This is a genomic window from Aeromicrobium sp. SP1 (assembly GCF_055663785.1).
Genome location: NZ_JBQVVK010000001.1, coordinates 2740519 through 2761972, shown reverse-complemented (window position 1 = coordinate 2761972; position 21454 = coordinate 2740519). Strand labels below are relative to the sequence as shown.

Here is a 21454-nt window from a genome sequence, read left to right as displayed (position 1 = left end):
CTGAGAGGTGGCCCGCACGACCCTCGCGCCGCCTAGGTTGGACGCCATGGTCGATCGACATCTCCGGTGGGCAGTCGCCCTCGCGCTCGGGTCGGTACTGCTCGCGGGGTGCAGCTCCTCGGACGACACGTCTGAGGAACTGTGCGACGCCTACGGGCAACTCACCACGAAGGTCGACTCGCTCAGGGGCGCCGACCTCCGTGAGTCGACCTCCGAGGAGCTGAACGAGCAGGCGGCCGACGTCGAGGACCAGCTCGACGAGGTGGAGTCCGAGGCGGGCGACGTGTGGCAGTCCGTCATCGCCGGTCTGCGGACGGCCGTCGGCGATTTCGTCGACGAGGCCGTCGCGACGGCACAGGAGGAGCGAGACGTGGCACAACCGCTGCTGGAGGACAAGCTCGACGACGTGCGTCAGGCCTGGGCGAAGTTCGAGAAGTTCGGCGACAAGCGATGCGAGGAGACCTCATGACCGGCACCGGCAAGGCCAGCGGAGTCCTCGCGGCAACCTGCATCTCGACGCTCGTCGTCAACGCCAACACGTCGGCGGTCAGCATCCTGCTGCCGGCGATCAGCGAGGACACCGGGATGTCCGTCTCGACGCTGCAGTGGGCCGTGACGGGCTACTCGCTCGTCGGCGCCGCCGTGATCGTCACCTCCGGCGCACTCGGCGACGTCTTCGGCCGCAAGCGCGTGTTCCAGCTCGGCCTCATCCTGTTCGTCGCCTCGTGCATCATGATCGCGCTGGCCACGACCGGTGAGATGGTCATCGCGGGACGCCTCATCCAGGGCGCTGCCGGCTCGACGATCCTGGCCTGCGGACTGAGCCTGCTGACCGTGGCCAACGAAGGCCAGGAACAGGTCCGCGCCGTGTCCCTGTGGGGTGCGGCGGCCGCCGTCGGCGCCGCCGCCGGACCACTGCTGGGCGGCCTGCTCGTCGGCATCACCGGATGGCAGGGCCTGTTCTGGATCGACGCCGTCGTCGCCGCGCTGTGCATCGCCCTGACGTACTTCGCCGTGCAGGAGTCGCGTGACGCGAACCGCTCGAGCTCGATCGACTACCTCGGGGCCGGCCTCGTCGCCCTGACGCTGGCGCCGTTCATCCTCGCCGTCAGCAAGGGCAGCGACTGGGGCTGGACGTCCGTCGCGACGATCGGCTCGCTGCTCGTCGCGGTCGCCGCGGGCTACGCGTTCCTGCTCGTCGAGCGTCGCGTCGCCGTGCCGCTGGTCGACCTCAAGCTGCTGAAGAACCGCGTGCTGGTCGGCTCCACCGTCGCGATCCTCATCGGCGCCGGCACGATCAACGCCCTCATGTACGTCCTGAGCCTGTACTTCCAGGACCCCGACTCCTTGGGCTTCAGCCCGCTCGAGGCGGGCATCGCGACGCTGCCCGCGACGATCGGCCTGGTCGTCGTGGCCCCGCTCGTCCCCCGCTGGGCCGCGCGGATCGGCGCCCGCCAGGTCGTCGGACTGGGCTTCCTCGTCACCGCCGCCGGGTTCGCGGCCATCGGATTCGCCCAGGACGACTGGCGCTACATCGCCTTCCTGCTCCCGCTCGTGGCGGTGGCCGTGGGCATGGGCATGTCCAACGGTCCCGCCTCGGCCGCGGCGACCGCAGCCGTCCCCGCGCACCAGGTCGGCGAGGCCTCCGGCATCTCGAACATGGCCCGGTACGTCGGCGCCGCCGTCGCGACCGCGATCGCGGCCACGCTCTACGCCCAGGTGGGCGCAGGCCGCCTCGAGGACGGAGCGTCGGCCTCCGCCGCGCTGACCGCGGGCCTGACCTCGACCGCGTGGGTCATGACGGCGTTCAGCCTCGCCGGAGTCGCGATGGCCGTCGTGATGGGTCGCCGCTACCGCCACGCACGCGGCACGATCGGCGACGCCGCGGCCTCCGCCGCCTCCGTCGCGCACACGCTGCCGACCACCGCCACGGGCACGGGGGGAGACCCCGCCAGCTGACCCGCCTGGTCCGAAATCGGCGTCCGCGTGCTCGTCATCGGGTACACGACGGTGACGGAGGTGAGGACCATGGGAACGCTGTTCGTCGGCATTGGCATCGGGGTGCTCACGACGGTCGGGACGGTCGTCGCGGTGGCATCGGGCTGCGCCGATCGCGTCGTCGCCACGTTCGCCGCGGACGAGTGCGAGGACCTCGACGCCATCGAGACCGATCGGTTCGCCGACCTGCGCTGACGCGCCCCCGACAGACGAAGACGCGGGTGGCACGAAGGTCGTGCGGACCAGACGGTCCTGACCTTCACACCACCCGCGTCGACGAAGTCAGCCGAGCAGCTTGGCCTTCTGCCGATCGAACTCGGCGTCCGTGAGGACTCCGCTGTCACGCAGCTGGCCGAGCTTCTCCAGTTGGGCGATCAGGTCGTCGGCATCGCCGGTGGCCGCCGGAGCGGGCGGCGGCGGGGGCGGGGGCGGCGGAGCTGCGTACTGCGGCTCCGCGTACTGCTGCTGGGGGTAGCCCTCCTGGGCCGCCCAGCGTCCCGCCTGTCGTCGCGACACGCGGTTCGAGACGGCGGTCGCCGTACCCGCGACCACGGCCGTGCGTGCCATTCCTCCGATGAGTCCCATGTCCTCGTCCTTCCGTCGTCTCGGGTGGGTCAGGCGTCCGTGTCGGCCGCGTCGAGCGCCTCGATCACGTCGGCGACCGGGATGCGGCCGCTCGCGATGACCTGGGCGCCGGCCTCGTTCATGGCCGTCACGAAGGGGCCGGCCCACGTGTTCTCGTACACGAGCAGACCGACCGCGTTGCCCGGCGAGCTGAGCGAGGCACCCTCGGCGAGGTCGTCGTCGTCGAGCAGTCCCGACTCGATGCCCTCGAAGACGGCCAGGTCGAGCGTGCCGTCCCCGTCGAGGTCGGTGATCGCGACCGCGGTGAACCCGTCATCGGTCACTCTCGCGACCCGCAGGTCGAGGATGCGGATGATGCCGCTGTCCACCAGGTCGACGAGGGCCGCCAGGCCCTTGCCCTGGAGGCGGGCGCCGGGGAACTCCAGCGCCAGGTAGTCGATGGGTCCCACGTCCTGCTGCGTCATGTGTTTCTCCTCGTGTGACGGTTGTCGTCTGCACCACCCTCGACGCTGCCACGAGCCGGGGTGGCGGCACCCCACCCCACGGGGGGTGAGGCGTCACCACCCACGGGGATCGCACGATGGGAACAGCGGTCACGGACCCGTGCCGAGGGAAGAGGACGACCATGACGAACGACGTCCGCGCCGCCGGCGCCGCCACCGCCGTACCCGACCCGGTCGGGTCGACGGCCGAGCAGGTGGCGGAGGGTCTGGGCGTCGACCTCGCGCAGGGCCTGTCGGCCGAGGAGGCCGCCCGGCGACTCGCCTCGCACGGCGCCAACAAGCTCACCGCGACGAGCAAGGAGCCGACGTGGCGCGCGTTCCTGCGCCAGTACCAGGACTTCATGCAGATCGTCCTGCTCGTCGCGGCCCTCGTGAACCAGCTCGTCACGGGCGAGGCCGGCACGACCGTCGTGCTGGTCGGCCTGACCGTGTTCAACGCGGTCGTCGGCCTGCGCCAGGAGGCGAAGGCGGAGGAGAGCGTCAAGGCCCTCGCGCAGATGATGAAGACCATCACGCGGGTGCGCCGTGGTGGCACGGCCATCGAGATCGACGCCGAGGAGCTCGTCCCCGGTGACGTCGTGCTCGTCGAGGCCGGCAACCGGGTTCCCGCCGACGGGCGCATCGCCCTCGCCGCCACCCTCGAGATCGAGGAGGCGGCGCTCACCGGCGAGAGCGTCCCGGTGGGCAAGTCGACCGATCCCGTTCCGGGCGAGGACGTCCCGCTCGGCGACCGGCTGTGCATGGCGTACATGAACACGGCGGTCACACGCGGTCGTGGCGAGTTGATCGTGACCTCGACGGGGATGGGGACCGAGATCGGCCACATCGCCGACATGCTCGCCAACACCGAGACCTCGAAGACCCCGCTGCAGCGCCAGCTCGACGCGCTGTCGAAGGTGATCGCCTCGATCGCCGCGGTGGCGCTCGTGCTCGTCGTGCTGCTCGGACTCGCGCAGGGCCAGTCGTTCGACACCCTGTTCATCACCGGCGTCGCGCTCGCCGTCGCCGCGATCCCGACCGGGCTGCCCGCCGTCGTGACGGCGCTGCTGTCGATGGGGACCCGGGAGATCGCCCGCCGGAACGCGATCGTGAAGCGGCTCCCGGCGGTCGAGACGCTCGGCTCGACGTCGGCGATCTGCTCGGACAAGACCGGCACGCTGACCCTGAACAAGATGACGGCGCGCGAGGTCGTCCTGCCGGGCGGTCACCGCTTCACCGTGACCGGTGAGGGCTACGACCCCGTCGGCGAGATCCGGCACACCGGCGGCGCGCGGTACGACCTGCACCCCTACCTGCTCCCGATGGTGCTGTGCGCCGACGCGGTGCTCGACGGCACCGACCTGATCGGCGATCCGACCGAGGGCGCGCTGATCGTCCTGGGTGCCAAGGGCGGGCTGGACATCACCGAGACGCGGGCCGCGATCCCGCGGGTGGCGGAGGTGCCGTTCGACTCCGAGTACAAGTTCATGGCGACCTTCCACGACATGACCGGCGCCGACGGACGCCCCGTCGTCCGCTGCTACGTCAAGGGAGCGCCCGACGTGCTGATCGCCCGATCGGTCTCGTTCCGTGAGCCCGACGGCACGGTGCGCGCCATCACCGACGAGAACCGGGACCTCGCCTCCGCGGCGAACGACCGGATCGCCGCGGCCGGCGAACGGGTCATGGTGGTCGCCGAGCGCGACCTCGACCCGGAGACGGTGCGGTCGTCGACCAACCTCATCGAGCTCGTCCAGGACCTCACGTTGCTGGCCATGGTCGGCATCGTCGACCCGCCGCGCCCGGAGGCGAAGGCAGCGATCGCCGAGTGCCGCGATGCCGGCATCCGGGTCCGGATGATCACGGGCGACCATGCCAGCACTGCCGCCGCGATCGCCGGCGAGCTGGGCATCGAGGGCCGCGCGGTCACCGGCACCGAGTTCGCCGCGATGGACGACGAGCGGCTGCGGTCCGAGCTCGACGAGATCGGCGTCGTGGCCAGGGTCGCGCCCGAGGACAAGGTGCGCCTCGTCCGGCTGCTCAAGGAGAAGGGCAACATCGTCGCGATGACCGGTGACGGCGTCAACGACGCGCCGGCGCTCAAGACCGCCGACATCGGCGTCGCGATGGGCATCACCGGCACGGAGGTCTCGAAGGAGGCCGCCGTCATGGTCCTGACGGACGACAACTTCGCGACGATCGTCGGTGCGGTCTCGTACGGCCGCACGCTCTACGACAACCTGCTCAAGTACCTGCGCTTCCAGATGTCGACCCTCGTGGCCTACATCGCGATCTTCATCGGCGCCGGCATCCTGGGGATCGCGAGCGGTTCGCCGCTCAACCCGCTGCAGATCCTGTGGCTCAACATGGTCGTCGACATCCCGCTCGCGATCGCGCTCGGCTTCGACCAGCCCGCCCGTGGACTCATGGCGCGGCCGCCGCGGCCCGTCGGCGCACCCGTCCTCTCCCGCGCGAACTGGGTGCGGCTGTGCCTGCAGGGCCTCGTCATGACGATCGGCGCGCTCGCCGCCTACCAGATCGGCGACGACCAGGGCGATGCCATCCTCGCCTCGACGATGCTGCTGACGGCGCTCTCGATCTTCCACGTATTCGGGGCGCTGCTGTGCCGCGACCAGCTGCGGTCCGTCTTCGAGCCCGACACCTTCCCCGGCGTGATGCAGCTGCGGCGCTACGGACTCGCGCTGCTGGCGATCGTCCTGGTCACCGAGCTCGGCTTCCTCCAGCGGATCTTCAACACGGTCGGCCTGTCGTTCGAGCAGTGGTGCACGTGCCTGGCCATCGCCGCATCCCTCGTCGTGATCGAGGAGCTCGTCAAGGTCGTGCTGCGGCGCCGGGCCGGGTCGGACGTGTCCGGTGGATGAATCCGACCACGACGTCGATCCCTTCGGGCTCGACCGAGGTGGCGAGGGCGCGATCACGGGCACGGTGGTGTGTTCCGCGGCGATCGCCTACGGCGGGACCCACCTCGAGACGGTCGGACAGTTGTGCCTCGCGATCCTCGGCACGGTGTTCGTCTACTGGGTGGCCCACCTGCACGCCGTGACGATCGGTTCGTCGCTCACGAGCCGGCACCATCCGTTCGCCGCCGTGCGTCACGCGTTCGGCGAGACCGTGCCGCTGTTGTTCGCCTCGATCGCGCCGCTCGGGGTGCTGCTCGTGTCGACCCTGCTCGGCATGGACATGCGGGACGCCGCGTGGGTCGCGCTCGGTGCGGGCAGCGTCCTGCTGGCGATATACAGCGACATCGCCGCCCGCCGGGCGGGACTGGACGCAGGCGGCCGAGCCGCCTGCGTCATGGCCGGTGTCGGGGTCGGCCTGCTCGTGGTGCTGCTCAAGGTGGCGCTGCACTAGCGCGACGCGGCTCACCCTCGCGGGGGTGGTGTCCAGCCACCCAGTCATCGGCGAAGGTCGAGCCATCGACAGGACAGGCTCGACGACGGTGCAGGGGATGCCATGGCAGATGTGTTCGCCAGCCGTGCTCGCACGGAGCCCGATCCTGACCTGATCGAGTACGTTCTCGTGACCGGGACGTCGGTCGAGGAGCTCGCGAGCCTCGTCCCCGAGCTGGTCTCCCTCGTCGGGTCCGGGCTGATCAGGGTGCTGGACGTCGCGGTCCTGTCCCGGCGCGCCGGCGAGGTCGCGGTGACGACGAGCGAGGTGGCCGAGTGCGAGGGCATGGACGCCCTCGTCGAACTCGTGGACCACGGGCTGATGTTGAGCCAGCACGACGTCGAGCTGGCCTCGGCGGTGCTCGAGCCGGGTGTCGCCGCGCTGCTGCTGCTCGTCGAGGACCGCTGGGCGGCCCGGCTGGCCACGGCGAGTCGGGATGCGGGTGGACGGGTGTCCGGTGGCGAGCGGGTCGCGCGGCACCAGTTCCTGGGGGCGCCGAACCCGGCCGAGGCCCGGTCGCGATACGGCGGGCTGCTGATCCGGCCGCCGGCGACCGCTCACCCGGTGCGGACCGACCTCGCGATCGACCAGGCGGCCCAGCTGCGCGAACTGAGTGCGCTCGTCGGGCGCGGGGTCATCTCGTTCGAGCAGTACGAGGATCAGCGGCGGCGGCTGCTCGGCGGCTGACCGACCCGGCGCAGGCTCGTGAGGGCGCGCGCCATCTCCGCGGCCTCGCCCCGCGAACTGCAGTCGAGCTTGCGGTAGATCACCTTGAGGTGGAATTTCAGGGTGTTGAGCGAGATGAACAGCTCGTCGGCGATCTCGCGGAGCGTGAGTCTGCTCGGCAGCAGTCGCAGCACCTCGAACTCGCGCTCGGTGAGCGTCTCCACGAGATGGGTCGCGCGCTCGGCACCCCCGGCCGCGGTCGGGACGGTGGCCCGGCGGAGCCGATCCAGCCACGTGTCCGGCGCCCGCCAGGCGAGCCGCTCCGCGGCCTCGACCACGGCGGGTCCCTCCGACGCGATCGTCTGCACGAGGCCGTGCTCGACCGCCGTCCTCACCGCCTCCGACAGGTGCTGCTCCGCCTCCTCGCGATCCGTGACGGAGCGCGAGAGCAGCAGTTCGCGCACCGTGTGCTGGCGCGCGCACAGCGGGGTGATCGTCTTGAGCACGTCCCCGGCGGCCGAGGGCTCGTCCGACGCGAGCAGGACACGCGCCATCGCCACGCCCGACCAGAACGAGTCGGTGACCTGCGCCGCCCAACCCTGCGCCGTCGCGAGGTCACCGCGATCAGTCGCCAGCAGCACGCCCGTCCTGGCCAGCCAGTCCCGGGTCCCCGGGCCGCCGAGCTCGGTGTCGACCAGTTCGGTGGCGTGACCGAAGGCCTCCTGTGCGGCGTCGGGGTCACCGGAGTCCAGGTGCATGCGCACGAGCTCGATCCAGGCGAGCAGCACGGCGTACGGCGCGGCCTGGACGCGGGTGTGGGCCACGTCGGTCAGCAGTCGCTTGGCCGCCGGTGCGTCACCGATCTCGCGCAGCGCCATCGCCTCGGCGATCGCCAACTCGGTGTTGAGGATCGTCATGTTCGAGACCTCGGCGGCCTGGCGCACGCCGGCCACGACCCGCAGGGCGTCGACGGGATGCCCGGCGAGCACGAGGCCCATGGCGCGTACGCCCTCGAAGCCCAGCAGTCGCTCGGGCGCGATGCTCAGGGCGCGGTGCGCCCGGCGGGTCTCGTCCCCGCCGTCGTCCCAGTGCTCCGACAGGGCGATCTCGCGCGCGAGCATGATCCAGGCGAACTGACCGAGTGGGTCGACCATCCAGGCGCCGCCGAACAGTCCCAGGGCCCGTTCCAGTTCTTCCGGGGACTGGCGCCAATCGCCCTGGAGCGTGGCCGCGACGGCCTGGAGGACGAGCAGGCGCGCCTCCTGGACTGCGTCGACGCCGCCCTCCTCACGCGCCCAGGTACCGACGTAGTCGACCGTCTCGAGGAACTTCTGCCGGTCGACCAGCAGATGGCACCACGCGTACTCGATCATCGTCTCGACGTCGGTCGAGGCGATGGACACCGGGATAGCGGTGATCGTGCGCCGGATGCTCGACTCGCGGCCGCTGTCGTACAGCGTCGCCTCCTGCCCCCACAGCAGGCGCAGGGCCTCGCGCGGGCGATCCGCCCGGAGCAGGTGCTCCAGCGCGGGCACGACCTGCCCGGCGTCCTCGTACCACCGCGCCGCGCGGGCGTGCAGCGCCGTCAGGACGTCCGGGTCACGCGACTGCAGGATCGCCGTGAGGACACCACGGACGAGCGCGTGGATCTCGAACGAGCCGACCGGGTCGATGCGGGTCGTGAACAGCCCACGCTCCTCCGCGAGGTCGAGCAGCTCGGTGGCGTCGTCGCGGCCCGTCAGCGCCTTGGCCAGTCCCGGGGCCACCCGGTCGACGATCGAGGTGGCGAGCATCGCGTCGACGACGTCGGCGGACTCGTTGGCCAGCACCTCGCGCCAGACGTAGTCGCGCAGGTGATGGGAACCGTCGTCGTGCAGGGGCGCCTCCAAGGACGCCTGGGCCCGGTCGGCCCGCGCCGCGAGGGCGGCGAGCTGGATGCTCGCGGCCCACCCGCCGGCGCGGCCGGCCACCTCGGCCACCCGGTCGGCCTCGAGGGTCGGTGCGAGGCTGTGCAGCATCGCCGCCGCCTCGTCGAGCGAGAACCGCAGCTCGGCGAAGTTCACCTCGCCGAGCTGACCGCGTGCGCGGAGGCGGTGCAGCGGCAGATGGGGTGCGCGGCGAGTGCCGACGGCCACGTGCAGCCACGCGGGGAGGTGTTGCACGAAGCTGCCGAGGGAGGACTCGATCATGGCGACGTCGTCCACGAGCTGGAGGTCGTCGATCACGAGGATGCGACGGTCGTAGTCGCGGGACTCGAGGTCGTCGAGCAGGACCCCGACAGCCTGCGCGAGGCGGTCGGGCGATCGCAGCATCTCGGTGGGCCGCGCGGAGCACCCGGGAGCCACGACCTCGAGGGCCGCCATGATCGCCGTCCACAACTGGGCCGGGTCACGATCGGTCTCGTCGAGGGAGAGCCAGGCGCGCGGCTCCGGCGTCCGCTCCCACCAGCTCCGCAACAGCGACGTCTTGCCCGATCCCGCCGGGGCGACGACCAACGTCAGGGGCGCGGCCGTCGCGGTGTCGAGGAGGTCGTCGAGGCGAGGGCGGGCGACGAGGTACCGGGCGCTCGCCGCGGGACGGAGCTTGGCCTGCAGGACCGCAGACGCGGGCGCGCCACGAGACCCGTCGGGAGCCCCCCTCGTGTCGCTCATCGCAGCTCGCTTCCCTTCACCAGGTCGAGCTTCGTCACCGAGCGCCGATGCCCGGGGACGGAACTCATCCTATTCACAGGGGTGGTCGTCTCAAGCGGCTCGTGCGAGGCTGACGTGAACAATGTGTGTCGCGGTGCGACGGATCCCGGAGGTCGAGACGTTGTTCGGTGGAAAGGCTCGTCGAGGCCGAATCGTCTCCGTCCTGGCCTGGGTCGGCATCCTGCTGCTCGCGCTCGTCGTCAGGCCCGCCCCTGCGATGGCGCAGGGCGAGGGCATCCTGACGATCGACAAGTCGGTCAGCTCGCCCGGTCCGTACGGTCCGGGCGACACCTTCACCTACACGATCACGGTCAGCTGCACCAACACGACGAACCTCGGCTGCGATGCCGCCCAGGTGACCGACACCCTGCCGCCGCCGCTCGTCCTGGACGGCGACGACGCGGTGACGGTGATCGGTGGTGTCGCCAGCACGACCGACACCACGGGTGACAACGCCTTCGCGGTGACCTTCGTCGAGGATCTCGAGCCGGGATTCACCGGGCTGCCGGCCGGACAGGTCGTCACGATCTCGGTCGACGTCCTCGTCCCCGCCGACGCGACGGCCGAGAACAACGGCACGATCACCAACACCGCGACCGTCACGGCCGACAACGCCACGACGAAGACCAACGACGCCGAGGTGACGATCGAGGTGCCGACCGACCTCGCGTCCACCATCACCAAGGCCATCTCGCCCGACGGCACGATCCCGGCCGTCGCCGGGCAGGACGTCGACATCACGCTCGGAGGTGGCAACACCTCGAACACGGCCGTGGACGAGGTGGTGGTCCAGGATCCGGCCGACGGCACGGCCGACCCGTTCGAGTACCTCGAGTTCACCGGCATCACGTCCCTGACGCCACCGGCCGGAGCCGACACGGTCCAGGTCGACTGGCAGGACGCCGACGGCGTGTGGCACACCGGGACCCCGACGACCCCGATCCCGGCCGACCCGAACGACCTGCTCGCCGGCGTCGACTACGCGGACGTGCACGGCCTGCGGTTCACCTTCTCGGCCGACGGCGGACAGGTGCCGATCACACCCGCGGACGGCGATGCCGCGATCGAGCTGTCGACGCAGACCCGCGACACCGTCACCGACATCCCGAGCGGCGACAGCGTCACGGTGTCGAACACGGCGTCGTCGCAGGTGGCGCTCGGCGACGACACCTCCGCGGTCGTGACCGACGACGACTCGATCGTGATCGAGCACACGCCGGTCGAGGTGGGCATCGAGAAGACGTACGAGACGGCCGCCCTGACACCGGGCGAGTCCACGACGGCGGGGCTCCGGGCGACGAACGGCGGCACGGCCGTCACCGAGATGGTCGTCAGCGACCCGGCCGCGGGAACGCCGGACTTCGTCGAGCAGGGCATCACGTTCGACGGCTTCACCGACGGGGTCGCGTGGCCGCTCAACGCCACGGGCGTGTCGATCCAGTACACGTACGAGGACGGTTTCACCGAGGACCCGAAGACCTCGACGACGCCCGACACGATTCCGGACCCGACCGAAGGCCACCGCGTCACCGGCTGGACGATCACCTTCACCGGACCCATCGAGGCGAACGCCTACGCCGAACTGCCGTTCGACGTGACCGCCGACCCCATCCCGGCCGACGAGCCCGTCACCACGACGAACACGGCCTCGGCCCAGACGACGGACGCCAACGGCGAGCAGAGCACGGTCGAGACCGACGACGCCGACCTGACCCGCAACCCGGTCCGGATCTCGACGACCGTCGACAAGAACATCGGCGCGGGGTCCCTGCCCGGTGTTCCCGGCGCGGGTACGACGGTGAGCATCACCGGCGCGGTCAACGACGAGGGCGACGACGCCTCGACCATCGGCTCGGAGTACCTGCAGATCGTCGACCCGCCGAGTCCGTCCGGGACGCCGAGTGACTTCTGGAACCACTTCGACGTGACGTCCTTCGGCCCGACCGACGTCCCCGCGAACGCCGACATGACGGTCGAGTACTGGGACGGCACGCAGTGGGTGCCGCTGGCCGGGCCGATCGAGGGCCCCGCGACGTGGACGTACACCCCGACCGCCGATGAGCAGGACCAGATCCAGGGCATCCGCTACACCTTCACGCCCAAGCCGGGCGAGCTGCTGCCGCCGGGCTTCAACGTCATCACGTACATGAACGTGGACCTGCGCGACGAGCTGCGCGACGGCACCGGCCCGGCGACGCCGGACCCGGACGGCGACCCGATCACGATCGACAACGAGGCCGGCAGCGAGGTGCACAACCCCGACGCCGTCGATCCCACGGCCAACGCCACGGACACCGACGACGTGATCGTCAACCCCGTGCCCGACGGTGACGGCGTCGACACGATCGACAAGGGATGGCTCGTCGACGGCAGCCCGGAGCAGACCGGAGCCACCGTCGTGGCGCTCACCGAGCAGCAGCGGACGGCCCGGATCCTGTGGGGCACCCAGGCGCTGCCCGCCGACACCTACACGATCACCGACCCCGCCACGGCGCCCGCGGACGTCGCCGGCTCGGTCTTCGACGCGTTCGACCTCGTCCGGATCGAACCGATCACGGCCCAGACCGATCCCTCCATGACCTTCGACGCGATCACGTCCGTCGAGCTGTATCTCGACGGCCAGGGCTGGACGGACGTGACGGCCGAGGCCTGCCCCACCGCGGCGGCGTGCGACGGCCTGTTCGCCGGGTACGAGCTGTCCGGCACGGAGCGTGAGGACGCCCTCGGCGTCCGCGTCACGTACGAGGAGAGCCCGACCCGCGCCGCGCGGATCACGAGCGCCTCTGATCCGCAGGTCGGGACCGGAGTGGCCCGGACGGCGGGGAACACCCGGCCGCTGGACCTCACCTTCGAGATCCGGTACACCCTGCGCTCCGACCCGGCGGCTCCCGTGCTCGGCGACCAGCACGACTACGGGTACAACACGGGTCAGCCGGGCCTCGTCCGCAACACCGTCCAGGGGACGCTCACCGACGGTGCCGACACGCGCACGGCCACCGACGACGCGGACATCCTGATCGTCGAGCAGCCGGTCGACGTCTCCTCGACCAAGGTGTTCGACCAGGCCAGCCTGCCGGTCCCGCCGGACACGACGCCGCAGGAGGACTACCCCCTGCTCACCGGCACGCTCACCGCCACGAACGAGAGCGTCGCCAAGCTCGACCTGCTGCGGCTCACCGACGCCAACGCCGATCCGGCGACGCAGACCGAGCCGTTCGAGACGTTGAACCTGTACGCGATCGGCCCGATCACCGTGCCGGCCGGCGCGACCAGCTCGCAGGTGCTGCTCTTCCGGGACTGGTCGGCGACTCCCCAGCCGTACTCGATCGACGAGGCGCAGGCGCTCGATCCGGGCGACCTCGCCGACGTGACCCACGTCGTCGTTGAGCACCGTGGCCATGTCGACTCCGGCGCGTCGACGACCGTGGAGCTGACGTTCCAACTGCGTGAGGAGAACCGGGTCACGGGCGCGGCGCCGGTCGCGACGACGACGCCGATCACGAACGTCGCCCTGGCCGAGGCGTCGAACGCCGCCGACGAGGCCGATGCCACCGCGGACGACTCGTTCACCCTCGTCGAGCCCACGTACGGCGTGGACGCGACCAAGACGATCGATCCGGACTCGCGGTACGAGAACGAGTCCAACGCGTACGTCGTCACCCTCGAGGGCCAGCCGACCGGCACGGTGCGCACGACGGAACTGAGCCTCACCGACACCACCGCGACCTTCTGGAACGCCTTCGGCTTCACCGCGTTCCAGCCGGTCACGCTCGCCGCGCCCATCCGCCAGCTGAAGGTCGACGCCCTCGTCGGCGTGGACTACGAGCTGCAGGGCGGCACGCTGGTGGCCCTGTGCGACGGCTCGACGACCCTCGACGACTGCTGGGTCGAGGGCGTCTGGACGCCGTCGGCGGCGAACGGTGCGATCACGCCCAGCCTCCCGGGGGGCGTTGCGCCAGCGGACGTGCAGGGTCTGCGGATCAGCGCCCGCAACGCCGACGGCTCGCAGTGGGAGCAGCCGATCAACCCGCGTCTGAGCATCCCCTTCGACGCCACCCGTCGTGCGACGCTGCGCTACGGAACGAGCGGGAACACGACGACTCCGGTGCCGTCCGACCGTCCGGACTTCGCTCCCGCGCCGGGCGAGACCGAGCGCGGCGTCACGAGCGACCGGCTCGACGTCCACAGCGAGGGCACGTGGTTGACCTCTCCGGACGGTCCGGTGTGGTCGGCCGATGACGAGGACGACGCGACGACCCTGCTGCGTCACCTGCGCAACGAGATCACGGTGACGAAGGCGCCCGGCAACGGCAGTGCGACCAGCCCGCCCTCGTATGCACCGGGCCAGCGGATCCCCTACGTGCTGACCTTCACCAACTCCGGCGACTGGCCGATGACGGGCCTGACGCTCGTCGACCAGATCCAGCGCGATGCCGAGGGGTCGTACCTCGTCGAGCCGCGCGACGCCGGCGGCGAACCGGCGCCCGACCACGAATTCACCCTGACCGCCGCCGACGGCACGCCGAAGTCCACGGCCGGGTTCACCGCGAGCCTCGACGAGCAGACCGGCCGGATGTCCATCACGGTGCCGGACGGCTTCGTCCTCGAGCCCGGGGACGTGCTGCGGCTCGACGCGCCGCTGCAGTTCCGGGACGGCCTGCCCCAGGGCACCATCACCCTCAACGCGACCACCGCGCGATCGGACCGACCGTTCGACGAGTGCCACTTCACGCGCGACCTGACGCAGGACTCGACCACCGAGAACGTGGGTCTGTGCCGTGCCCTCACCCACGTGATCGCCCTGCCGGCCAGCCCGATCACGGTCGTGAAGTCGGTCCGGGGCGAGGGAGCCGGCGTCCCCGGCGCCGCGCCCGGTGACCCGCACTACGACGACCTCGGCATCCTCGCCACGGGCGGCAACCCGCCGTCGGTGTGCGACGAGCCCAACGCGGTGAACGACTACTACCGCACGCCGTGCGTGCCGATCACCCGTCCGGGTGGCCTCGAGCGCTGGCAGTACACGGCCCGCAACGTCGGCAACGTCCCGACGCACGTCATCGCCGGCATCGACACCCTGCCGCGTCCCGGGGACGTCGGCGTGATCACGGGCAGCGACCGCGGCTCGCAGTGGGCGACGACCCTCGTCGGCAATCCGACGAACAACCTCGGCGCCGTGGACAACCTGTCCAAGAGCGTGCAGTGGTTCTACACGACGACGGTGCCGTCGAGTGCGTGCAATGCGCAGGACATCCTCAACGAGACCACGCCGGGCGGGATCGCGACCGGCGACCCGTGCTACGGCGACGTGACCTCGCGGACGTGGACTCCGGTCACGGCTGCTTCGACGGAGGCCGAGATCGCCGATGCGGTCGCCATCAAGTTCGTCATCACGTACGACGAGCCGGACGAGGGCCTCGCGCCCGGGTCGACGATCCACCTGACGATGCAGACCCGGACGGCATGGACGACCCCGTCCGGCGTCGACTCGGAGCTGCCGATCGCCTGGAACTCGATCGCCTCGGGAACCCAGGGAGTCCCCGGCGCCGGGCAGTCCCCGGTCGTGACGCCGGTCGTCGAGCCGACCCGCGTCGGCGTCGCGACCGCGACCGGCAAGCTGTCGCTGCGCAAGATCGTCGATGCCCCGGACTTCGCGGGGATCGACCTCGCGTCGTCCTACACGTTCCGGCTGGCCTGCACGTCCGGCGGCGAGGACGTCGAGCTGCTCGACTCCACCGGTGCCGACGCGAGTCTCGTGACCCTCCAGGCGGACGGCACGATCGTCACCTACAACTCCGGCGGGAACGTCAACCTGCCGCTGTACGCCGATTGCACGCTCACCGAGGAACCGGTTGCGCAGGGCGCGACGGTGACGTACGACCCGGCGGGCGTCGGCGGGACCTCGGGCGAGATCACGGCGCTGAACGACGAGTCCGGCCGCGACGACGTGTACGACCCGGCGTTCCCCGACGCCGTGGAGCTCGAGCAGATCACCGCGGCCAACACGTACCGGGTCGCCGGGTTCGACGTGTCGAAGACCGTCGACGCCGGCGGGGCCCTCGACCAGGACGGCAACGCGATCGCGTACGACCGCACGTACGACTTCACGGCGTCCTGCACGTTCCAAGGACAGGAGGCGGTGCCGGCGGCGGACCGGACGTTCACCCTCGCGGACGGTGACGAGAAGGTCTTCGCCGATCTGCCGGCCGGGTCCGACTGCACGGTCACCGAGACCGGCACGGGCGGCTCGGCCTCGTCCACGATCGTCGTCACCGAGGACGGCCAGGCGGCCGACCCGACCACGAGCCGGTCGGCCGAGTTCACCCTCGGTGCCGACGATGGCCAGACCCACGTCAACGCGGTCGCGGTCACCAACCACTACACGACCGGTGCCGTGACCGTGACGAAGGACGTCACGGGCGACGGAGCGGACGCGTGGGGTGACGGGCCGTTCACCGTCCGGCTCGTGTGCACCCTCGACGGCGCCGTGCCGACGACGGTCTACGACGCCACGCACGAGCTGACCCCGCCGGACGATCTCACGTGGACGGTGGAGGACCTGCCGACCGGGGCGACGTGCACCGTCACCGAGCCGCAGGACAGCGGCGCCACCGACGTGACGATCACGGACGGCACGTTCACGGTGGGCGACGACCCCGCCGATCCGGCCCTGGTGACCGTCACGAACACCTTCACCGTCGGCTCGGTCTCCCTCACGAAGGAGCTGTACGGCAGCGATGCCGACCTCGAGAACATCGAGCAGAGCGGCAGCTTCAGCTTCTCGCTCGCCTGCACGCGTGAGGTCGACGGCGAGGAGGTCGACGTCGAGATCCCCGGCGACGACGAGAGGACGATCGACTACGCGGCCGGCGACTCCACCACGGTCACGTGGTACGGCCTGCCCACGGGCTCGACGTGCGTCGCCACCGAGACGGCGGCGTCACCCGAGCCGATCTACTCGACGATGGTGCCCAGCACGGTCGTGGTGGGTGACTCCGATGCGGGCCCGGTCGCGATCCGCGCGATCAACATCTTCACGCCCGGGTGGATCGTCCTGTCGAAGGAGGTCACCGGCGACGCGGCCGCCTTCGCGCCGGACGAGTTCACGGTGCACGTCGAGTGCGAGCGGGCCGGACTTCCGGTGACCCTGCCCGACGGCGGCACGGTCGTGCTGCCCGGGGACGGCGAGGAGCAGATCGTGGCGCCGATCCCCGAGGGCTCGACGTGCCGGGTCACGAGTGAGGACGCGTCGGGTGCGACGGACGTCGACCTCGGCGAGACGGTGACGATCCCAGTCTTCGTGCCGGGCTCGGGCGTGCCGCCGAGCGCGGACATCACCGTCACCAACCGGTACGACGCGACGGGCTTCACCGTCAGCAAGTCGGTGAGCGGGGCGACCGACCAGGACGGCGATCCGATCACCTACACCGACGAGTTCGGGTTCGAGGCCGGCTGCACGTTCCTCGGCGAGGAGGTCGTGCCCGAGGCCGACCGGGAGTTCTCGCTGCACCAGGACGAGACGAAGGTGTTCACGGGTCTGCCGGTGGGCGCGACCTGCACCGTCACCGAGACCGACCCGGCGGGCGCCGCGAGCTCCGCGGTCGAGGTGACCCGGGACGGCGACGACGCGACCCCCGACGACGCGACCGACACCTCGTCGGGCGAGTTCGTGCTGGACGGAGGTGAGGCGGACGTCGTCGTGGCCCACTTCACGAACACGTACGCGCTCGGGGCCGTCACGGTGACGAAGCAGGTCGCGGGCGCCGGGGCCGAACTGTGGGGCGACAGCACCTTCGAGGTCCGGCTGGAGTGCACGTTCGCTGGCGCGGACCCCCAGATCGTCTACGACGGCACGCACGAGATCAGCGCCGCCGATCCGACGTGGACGGTGGACACGCTGCCCGTCGGCGCGCACTGCGACGTCACGGAGCCCAGGACCGGTGGCGCGACCTCGTCGCAGGTCATGCCCGCCGAGGGGGTCGACGTGACGGCCGGCGGCGAGGCCGCCGCGACGGTGACGGTCACGAACACGTTCGACGTCGGCGCGATCACGGTGGCGAAGCGGATCACCGGTGGGGGCGCCGACGAGCTCGGCGGCAGTCGGTTCACCGTCACGCTCGCCTGCACGCGGCAGGTCGACGGCGTGGCCGTCCCGATCGAGATCCCCGGCGGGGCCGACCGGACGCTGCGTCGGCCCGACCACCTCACGGCCCAGTACGGCCGGCTGCCGGTCGGCGCGCGCTGCTCGCTCGTCGAGACCGACGACGGTGGCGCCGATGACGTGACGGTCGCCCCCGCGACCGTGACCGTGCCGGTCGAGGACGCGGCGGCGGTCACGATCAGGGTGACGAACCGGTTCGACGCGCTGCCGGCGACCGACGACTCCGGTCTGTCCGGCACGGGCTCGCCGGTGGACGCGCCGACACTGCTCGGGGCCTTCGTCGCGATCGTCGCGGGCCTGGGCCTGTTGGCCGCGCGCCGCCGCCGGTCCTGAGCGAGGAGCGCGGCGCGCGTTTGGCCTCACAGGTGCGGCAGGATCTCCTCCGCGACGAGCCGCACGTGGTCGAGATCGGCCAGGTCGAGCACCTGCAGGTAGACGGCCTGCGTGCCGGCCTGCGCGTAGGCGTCGAGCCGGTCGAGGATCTCGGCGGGCGTCCCGGCCAGGCCGTTCTGGCGCAGCTCGGGGACCTCACGACCGATCGCCGCGGCCCGACGCGCGATCTCGGCCTCGTCCGATCCCGCGCACAGCACGAGGGCGTTCGAGTACACGAGCTCGTCGGGGTCGCGCTGAGCCTTCTCGCAGGCCGTGCGAACGCGGCCGAACTGCGCGCGGGTGAACGTGGTGTCCTCGAACGGCACGTTGAACTCGTCGGCGAACCGGGCCGCGAGCTGCGGCGTGCGCCGCCTGCCCTTGCCGCCGATGATGACGGGCACCTTCTGCTGCGCGGGCTTCGGCAGCGCAGGCGAATCCTGCACCGTGTAGTGCTGGCCCTCGAACGAGTACGAGCCCGTCGTGTCCTCCCACAGCCCCGTGATGATCTCGAGCTGCTCCTCGAGTCGGTCGAAGCGCTCGGGCGTCGGGGGGAACGGGATCGCGTACGCACGGTGCTCGGCGTCGAACCAGCCGGCGCCGAGTCCGAGCTCGACGCGTCCGCCGCTCATCTGGTCGACCCCGGCGACCGTGATCGCGAGCGGTCCGGGCAGCCGGAACGTCGCACTCGTCACGAGGGTGCCGAGCCGGATCGTGCGGGTGTCGCGGGCGAGCCCGGCGAGCGTGGTCCACGCATCGGTCGGGCCGGGCAGGCCCGGACCGCCCATCGAGAGGTAGTGGTCCGAGCGGAAGAACGCGTCGAAGCCGAGCCGCTCGGCCTCGCTCGCGACGGCCAACAGGTCGTCGTAGGAGGCGCCTTGCTGCGGCTCGGTGAAGATCCGCAGCCGCATCAGTTGCGGTCGTCCTCGTCGGACTCCCCGAACGCGGCCTCGGCGTCCGCCTTGTCGGACAGCGTGTCCGCGGCCTCGCGCAGGTCATCGGCCTGCGTGGACAGCTCGTTGGCGGTGGCGGCGTACTGGTCGGCCACGTTCTCGTCGCCGCCGAAGGCGGCCTCGGCGTCGGCGGCCGCCGCGGCGGCATCGGCATCGGCCGCGACATCGTCGGCCGTCGTGCGGATCGTGTTCGCCACGACGGCGTCGGCGTCGGACGACACGTCGTCGGGGTCGGAGGCGAAGTCGGCCGCCGTCTTGACCTTCTCGGTCACGACGCTCGTGACGTCCTTGGCGGTCTCGGCGACCTTGTGACCCACGTCGGCCGCGGCGTGCTTCGCGGTCTCCTGCGCCTTCTCGACCGTGGACTGGACCGGCTCGGTCCTCCAGACTCGCTCGGCCTGGCTCTTCATCTGCTCGTAGCGCGCCCGTCCGGCGCGGGTCCCGAGGACGTATCCGACGGCGACGGCCGCCAACAGGGCAAGCTTCTTCACGAGGGTCAACTCCTGGATCTGGGGTGGGTCGTCTCCCATTGTGTCGCGACCCGGCCCGAACCTCACGCCGAGCGCGATCGGCTCAGGCGTTCGGCGCCGCCATCGCCCAACCGATCGCCCGGGTCACGACGAGGCCGCCGGCGCGGACCGCGGTCGCCTCGGTCACCGGGAGCCACGGCAGTCGCAGCGGCCGCCGGGCCCAGCGCGGCAGCAGTCCGACGGCCGCTGCGGCGAGGAGGCCGTACGGCGCGCGCAGCGGCAGCGGCACGGGTGGGTGGACCAGCAGGAACCGGGCGGCGGCGCGCGCCGCGGGAGTGGACTCGAGCTCGGGCCGGAACGAGGCCAGTGTGTCCCTGAGTTCGGCAACCGACGTGGGGACGTCCTCGGCGCCGAGCAGGCGAGCCGTGACGCCCGCCTGCGCGACGTAGAGGTCACGCTCGGGACCGGTCAGTGGTTGCGCGCCGTAGCGGTCGTGGGCCCGCAGGAACGAGTCCACCTCGGCGACGTGCACCCACGTGAGCAGGCGCGGGTCGGAGGCGGTGTACGGGCGACCGTCCGGCGTCGTCCCGGCGACCCGGTCGTGGATCCGCCGCACGGCGCCGATCGCCCGGTCGGCATGGTCGGTCGTGGCGAAGGTGGTCTCGGCGATGAAGCCGCTCGTGCGTTGCAGCCGGCCCCACGGATCACCGCGGAAGCCGGAGTGCTGGTCGACGCCCGCCATCGCGAGGGGGTGCAGCGACTGCAGGAGCAGGGCGCGGATCCCGCCGACGAACATCGCGGCGTCGGCGTGCACGCGCCAGACCGGGTCGCCGGGGGCGAACCGCCGCGGTCCAGGCGTGTCGTGGATGCGCTCGCGTCGCCGGGGTCCCTCCGGGCCGGCGACCCGGGCGAACAGCATCTCGGCCGCCCGTCCGCGGACCACGTCGATCATGCGGACCACCGTAGCCCCGGCGGCATGGGGGTGCCGCCGGGACCGGGGGGATGCAGCGGGACCTCCGGGGGGTGAGGAGGTCCCGCTGCGGACGTGACTCAGAGGAAAGGTGCGAACTTCACGTGAGCCACGGGTTCTTCGCGACGCCGTTACGTCGTGACGAGCTCGCCGGCCGACTCCACGGTGAGCTGCTCGGATTCGAGGGAGGAGGGAACGGCGACGACGGCGCAGGCGGCGTGCGTGAGGCAGTAGTGGCTCACGGAGCCGAACAGGACGCGACTCAGTCCCGTGTGGACGCGGGTGCCGACGACGAGCATCGCGGCGTCGCGGGAGGACTCGACGAGGGTGGGTCCGGGTGCGCCCTGGACGACGTCGATCCTGCGCAGCGCGCCGGTGGAGTCCTCGGCCCCGATCGTGTCGGACACCCACCGGGCGGCCTGGGACCGGGCATCGGACTCGACCGCCAGCCAGGGGATCTCGCTGCCGCCGGCCATCGCGATCGCCGCGTCGATCTGCCAGACGTGCACGATCCTCAGCTCGGCGCCGTGCAGCTCGGCCTCGCGGGCCGCCCATCGCAGGGCTGCGGCTCCGGCGGGCGACTCATCGACCCCGACGACGATCCGGTTGGCGCTCATCGATCTTCCTTCCCTCGCTGACATCTCCAGCCTCGTCCTGCGGACGGTTCCGCGACAGTGCCGAACCGCCTGACTCTTCGGGACC

The 21454-nt window shown here is 71.4% G+C and carries 14 protein-coding genes; 7 read left to right on the top strand and 7 right to left on the bottom strand.

What is annotated here, in order from left to right; translation table 11 throughout:
• The first annotated feature begins 46 nt into the window (after positions 1–46).
• The 3 genes from ACT26F_RS13545 to ACT26F_RS13535 all read left to right on the top strand — a co-directional run bounded on the left by ACT26F_RS13545 (position 47) and on the right by ACT26F_RS13535 (position 2193).
• Positions 47–469, top strand: a complete 423-nt coding sequence (locus ACT26F_RS13545; RefSeq protein ID WP_471671074.1) for a hypothetical protein — start codon at positions 47–49, stop codon at positions 467–469.
• Entirely contained in the window at positions 466–1959 is a 1494-nt protein-coding gene (locus ACT26F_RS13540) for an MFS transporter (protein ID WP_471671073.1), read from the top strand. The genes ACT26F_RS13545 and ACT26F_RS13540 overlap by 4 nt, the downstream gene beginning before the upstream one ends.
• Positions 1960–2028: 69 nt before the next feature.
• Entirely contained in the window at positions 2029–2193 is a 165-nt protein-coding gene (locus ACT26F_RS13535; protein ID WP_471671072.1) for a hypothetical protein, read from the top strand.
• 87 nt (positions 2194–2280) lie between these two features.
• Here the strand turns inward: ACT26F_RS13535 and ACT26F_RS13530 are convergent, their stop codons facing one another.
• Together ACT26F_RS13530 and ACT26F_RS13525 are read right to left on the bottom strand one after the other, a co-directional pair.
• Positions 2281–2583, bottom strand: coding sequence for an SHOCT domain-containing protein (locus ACT26F_RS13530; RefSeq protein WP_471671071.1), 303 nt, complete (start codon positions 2581–2583; stop codon positions 2281–2283).
• Between the two features lie 29 nt (positions 2584–2612).
• Positions 2613–3047 carry a DUF6325 family protein gene (locus ACT26F_RS13525; protein ID WP_471671070.1) on the bottom strand — a complete coding sequence of 145 codons (435 nt, stop codon included), beginning with the start codon at positions 3045–3047 and terminating at the stop codon, positions 2613–2615.
• Positions 3048–3208: 161 nt separating this feature from the next.
• Here ACT26F_RS13525 and ACT26F_RS13520 point away from each other — a divergent pair, with 161 nt between their 5' ends.
• The 3 genes from ACT26F_RS13520 (at position 3209) to ACT26F_RS13510 (ending at position 7163) form a co-directional block, all read left to right on the top strand.
• The gene (locus tag ACT26F_RS13520; protein WP_471671069.1) at positions 3209–5947 is read left to right on the top strand and encodes a cation-translocating P-type ATPase; all 2739 of its coding nucleotides are present in this window, start codon (positions 3209–3211) and stop codon (positions 5945–5947) included.
• Positions 5940–6437: a hypothetical protein gene (locus tag ACT26F_RS13515; protein WP_471671068.1), complete on the top strand. Its 498-nt coding sequence runs from the start codon at positions 5940–5942 to the stop codon at positions 6435–6437. Before ACT26F_RS13520 ends, ACT26F_RS13515 begins: the two co-directional genes overlap by 8 nt.
• A 102-nt stretch (positions 6438–6539) precedes the next feature.
• On the top strand, positions 6540–7163 hold the full coding sequence (locus ACT26F_RS13510; RefSeq protein ID WP_471671067.1) for a DUF6325 family protein: 624 nt from the start codon (positions 6540–6542) through the stop codon (positions 7161–7163).
• Here ACT26F_RS13510 and ACT26F_RS13505 read toward each other — a convergent pair.
• A complete protein-coding gene (locus tag ACT26F_RS13505; RefSeq protein WP_471671066.1) occupies positions 7136–9793 on the bottom strand; it encodes a winged helix-turn-helix domain-containing protein in 2658 nt (885 codons plus the stop codon). The two genes, ACT26F_RS13510 and ACT26F_RS13505, sit on opposite strands and share 28 nt — an antisense overlap.
• A 133-nt stretch (positions 9794–9926) precedes the next feature.
• On the opposite strand from ACT26F_RS13505, the gene ACT26F_RS13500 reads away from it, so the two are divergent.
• Positions 9927–18323, top strand: a complete 8397-nt coding sequence (locus ACT26F_RS13500) for a DUF5979 domain-containing protein (RefSeq protein WP_471671065.1) — start codon at positions 9927–9929, stop codon at positions 18321–18323.
• Between the two features lie 26 nt (positions 18324–18349).
• Here ACT26F_RS13500 and ACT26F_RS13495 read toward each other — a convergent pair whose 3' ends face one another.
• The 4 genes from ACT26F_RS13495 to ACT26F_RS13480 all read right to left on the bottom strand — a co-directional run bounded on the left by ACT26F_RS13495 (position 18350) and on the right by ACT26F_RS13480 (position 21369).
• Complete coding sequence (locus ACT26F_RS13495; RefSeq protein WP_471671064.1) at positions 18350–19270, bottom strand: LLM class F420-dependent oxidoreductase; 921 nt, start codon at positions 19268–19270, stop codon at positions 18350–18352.
• Positions 19270–19803 (bottom strand): hypothetical protein, encoded by a 534-nt coding sequence (locus tag ACT26F_RS13490; protein WP_471671063.1) that lies wholly within the window; start codon positions 19801–19803, stop codon positions 19270–19272. The genes ACT26F_RS13495 and ACT26F_RS13490 overlap by 1 nt, the downstream gene beginning before the upstream one ends.
• Positions 19804–19885: 82 nt before the next feature.
• A complete protein-coding gene (locus ACT26F_RS13485) occupies positions 19886–20734 on the bottom strand; it encodes an oxygenase MpaB family protein (RefSeq protein WP_471671062.1) in 849 nt (282 codons plus the stop codon).
• A 149-nt stretch (positions 20735–20883) separates the two neighbouring features.
• The gene (locus ACT26F_RS13480; RefSeq protein WP_471671061.1) at positions 20884–21369 is read right to left on the bottom strand and encodes a universal stress protein; all 486 of its coding nucleotides are present in this window, start codon (positions 21367–21369) and stop codon (positions 20884–20886) included.
• Positions 21370–21454: the final 85 nt, after the last annotated feature.

What these genes read in the sequence shown, in the direction of transcription:
- ACT26F_RS13480 (WP_471671061.1), bottom strand. Translation starts at nt 21,369, where the DNA reads ATGAGCGCCAACCGGATCGTCGTCGGGGTCGATGAGTCGCCCGCCGGA.
- ACT26F_RS13540 (WP_471671073.1), top strand. Translation starts at nt 466, where the DNA reads ATGACCGGCACCGGCAAGGCCAGCGGAGTCCTCGCGGCAACCTGCATC.
- ACT26F_RS13535 (WP_471671072.1), top strand. Translation starts at nt 2,029, where the DNA reads ATGGGAACGCTGTTCGTCGGCATTGGCATCGGGGTGCTCACGACGGTC.
- ACT26F_RS13520 (WP_471671069.1), top strand. Translation starts at nt 3,209, where the DNA reads ATGACGAACGACGTCCGCGCCGCCGGCGCCGCCACCGCCGTACCCGAC.
- ACT26F_RS13495 (WP_471671064.1), bottom strand. Translation starts at nt 19,270, where the DNA reads ATGCGGCTGCGGATCTTCACCGAGCCGCAGCAAGGCGCCTCCTACGAC.
- ACT26F_RS13530 (WP_471671071.1), bottom strand. Translation starts at nt 2,583, where the DNA reads ATGGGACTCATCGGAGGAATGGCACGCACGGCCGTGGTCGCGGGTACG.
- ACT26F_RS13505 (WP_471671066.1), bottom strand. Translation starts at nt 9,793, where the DNA reads ATGAGCGACACGAGGGGGGCTCCCGACGGGTCTCGTGGCGCGCCCGCG.
- ACT26F_RS13525 (WP_471671070.1), bottom strand. Translation starts at nt 3,047, where the DNA reads ATGACGCAGCAGGACGTGGGACCCATCGACTACCTGGCGCTGGAGTTC.
- ACT26F_RS13545 (WP_471671074.1), top strand. Translation starts at nt 47, where the DNA reads ATGGTCGATCGACATCTCCGGTGGGCAGTCGCCCTCGCGCTCGGGTCG.
- ACT26F_RS13485 (WP_471671062.1), bottom strand. Translation starts at nt 20,734, where the DNA reads ATGATCGACGTGGTCCGCGGACGGGCGGCCGAGATGCTGTTCGCCCGG.
- ACT26F_RS13510 (WP_471671067.1), top strand. Translation starts at nt 6,540, where the DNA reads ATGGCAGATGTGTTCGCCAGCCGTGCTCGCACGGAGCCCGATCCTGAC.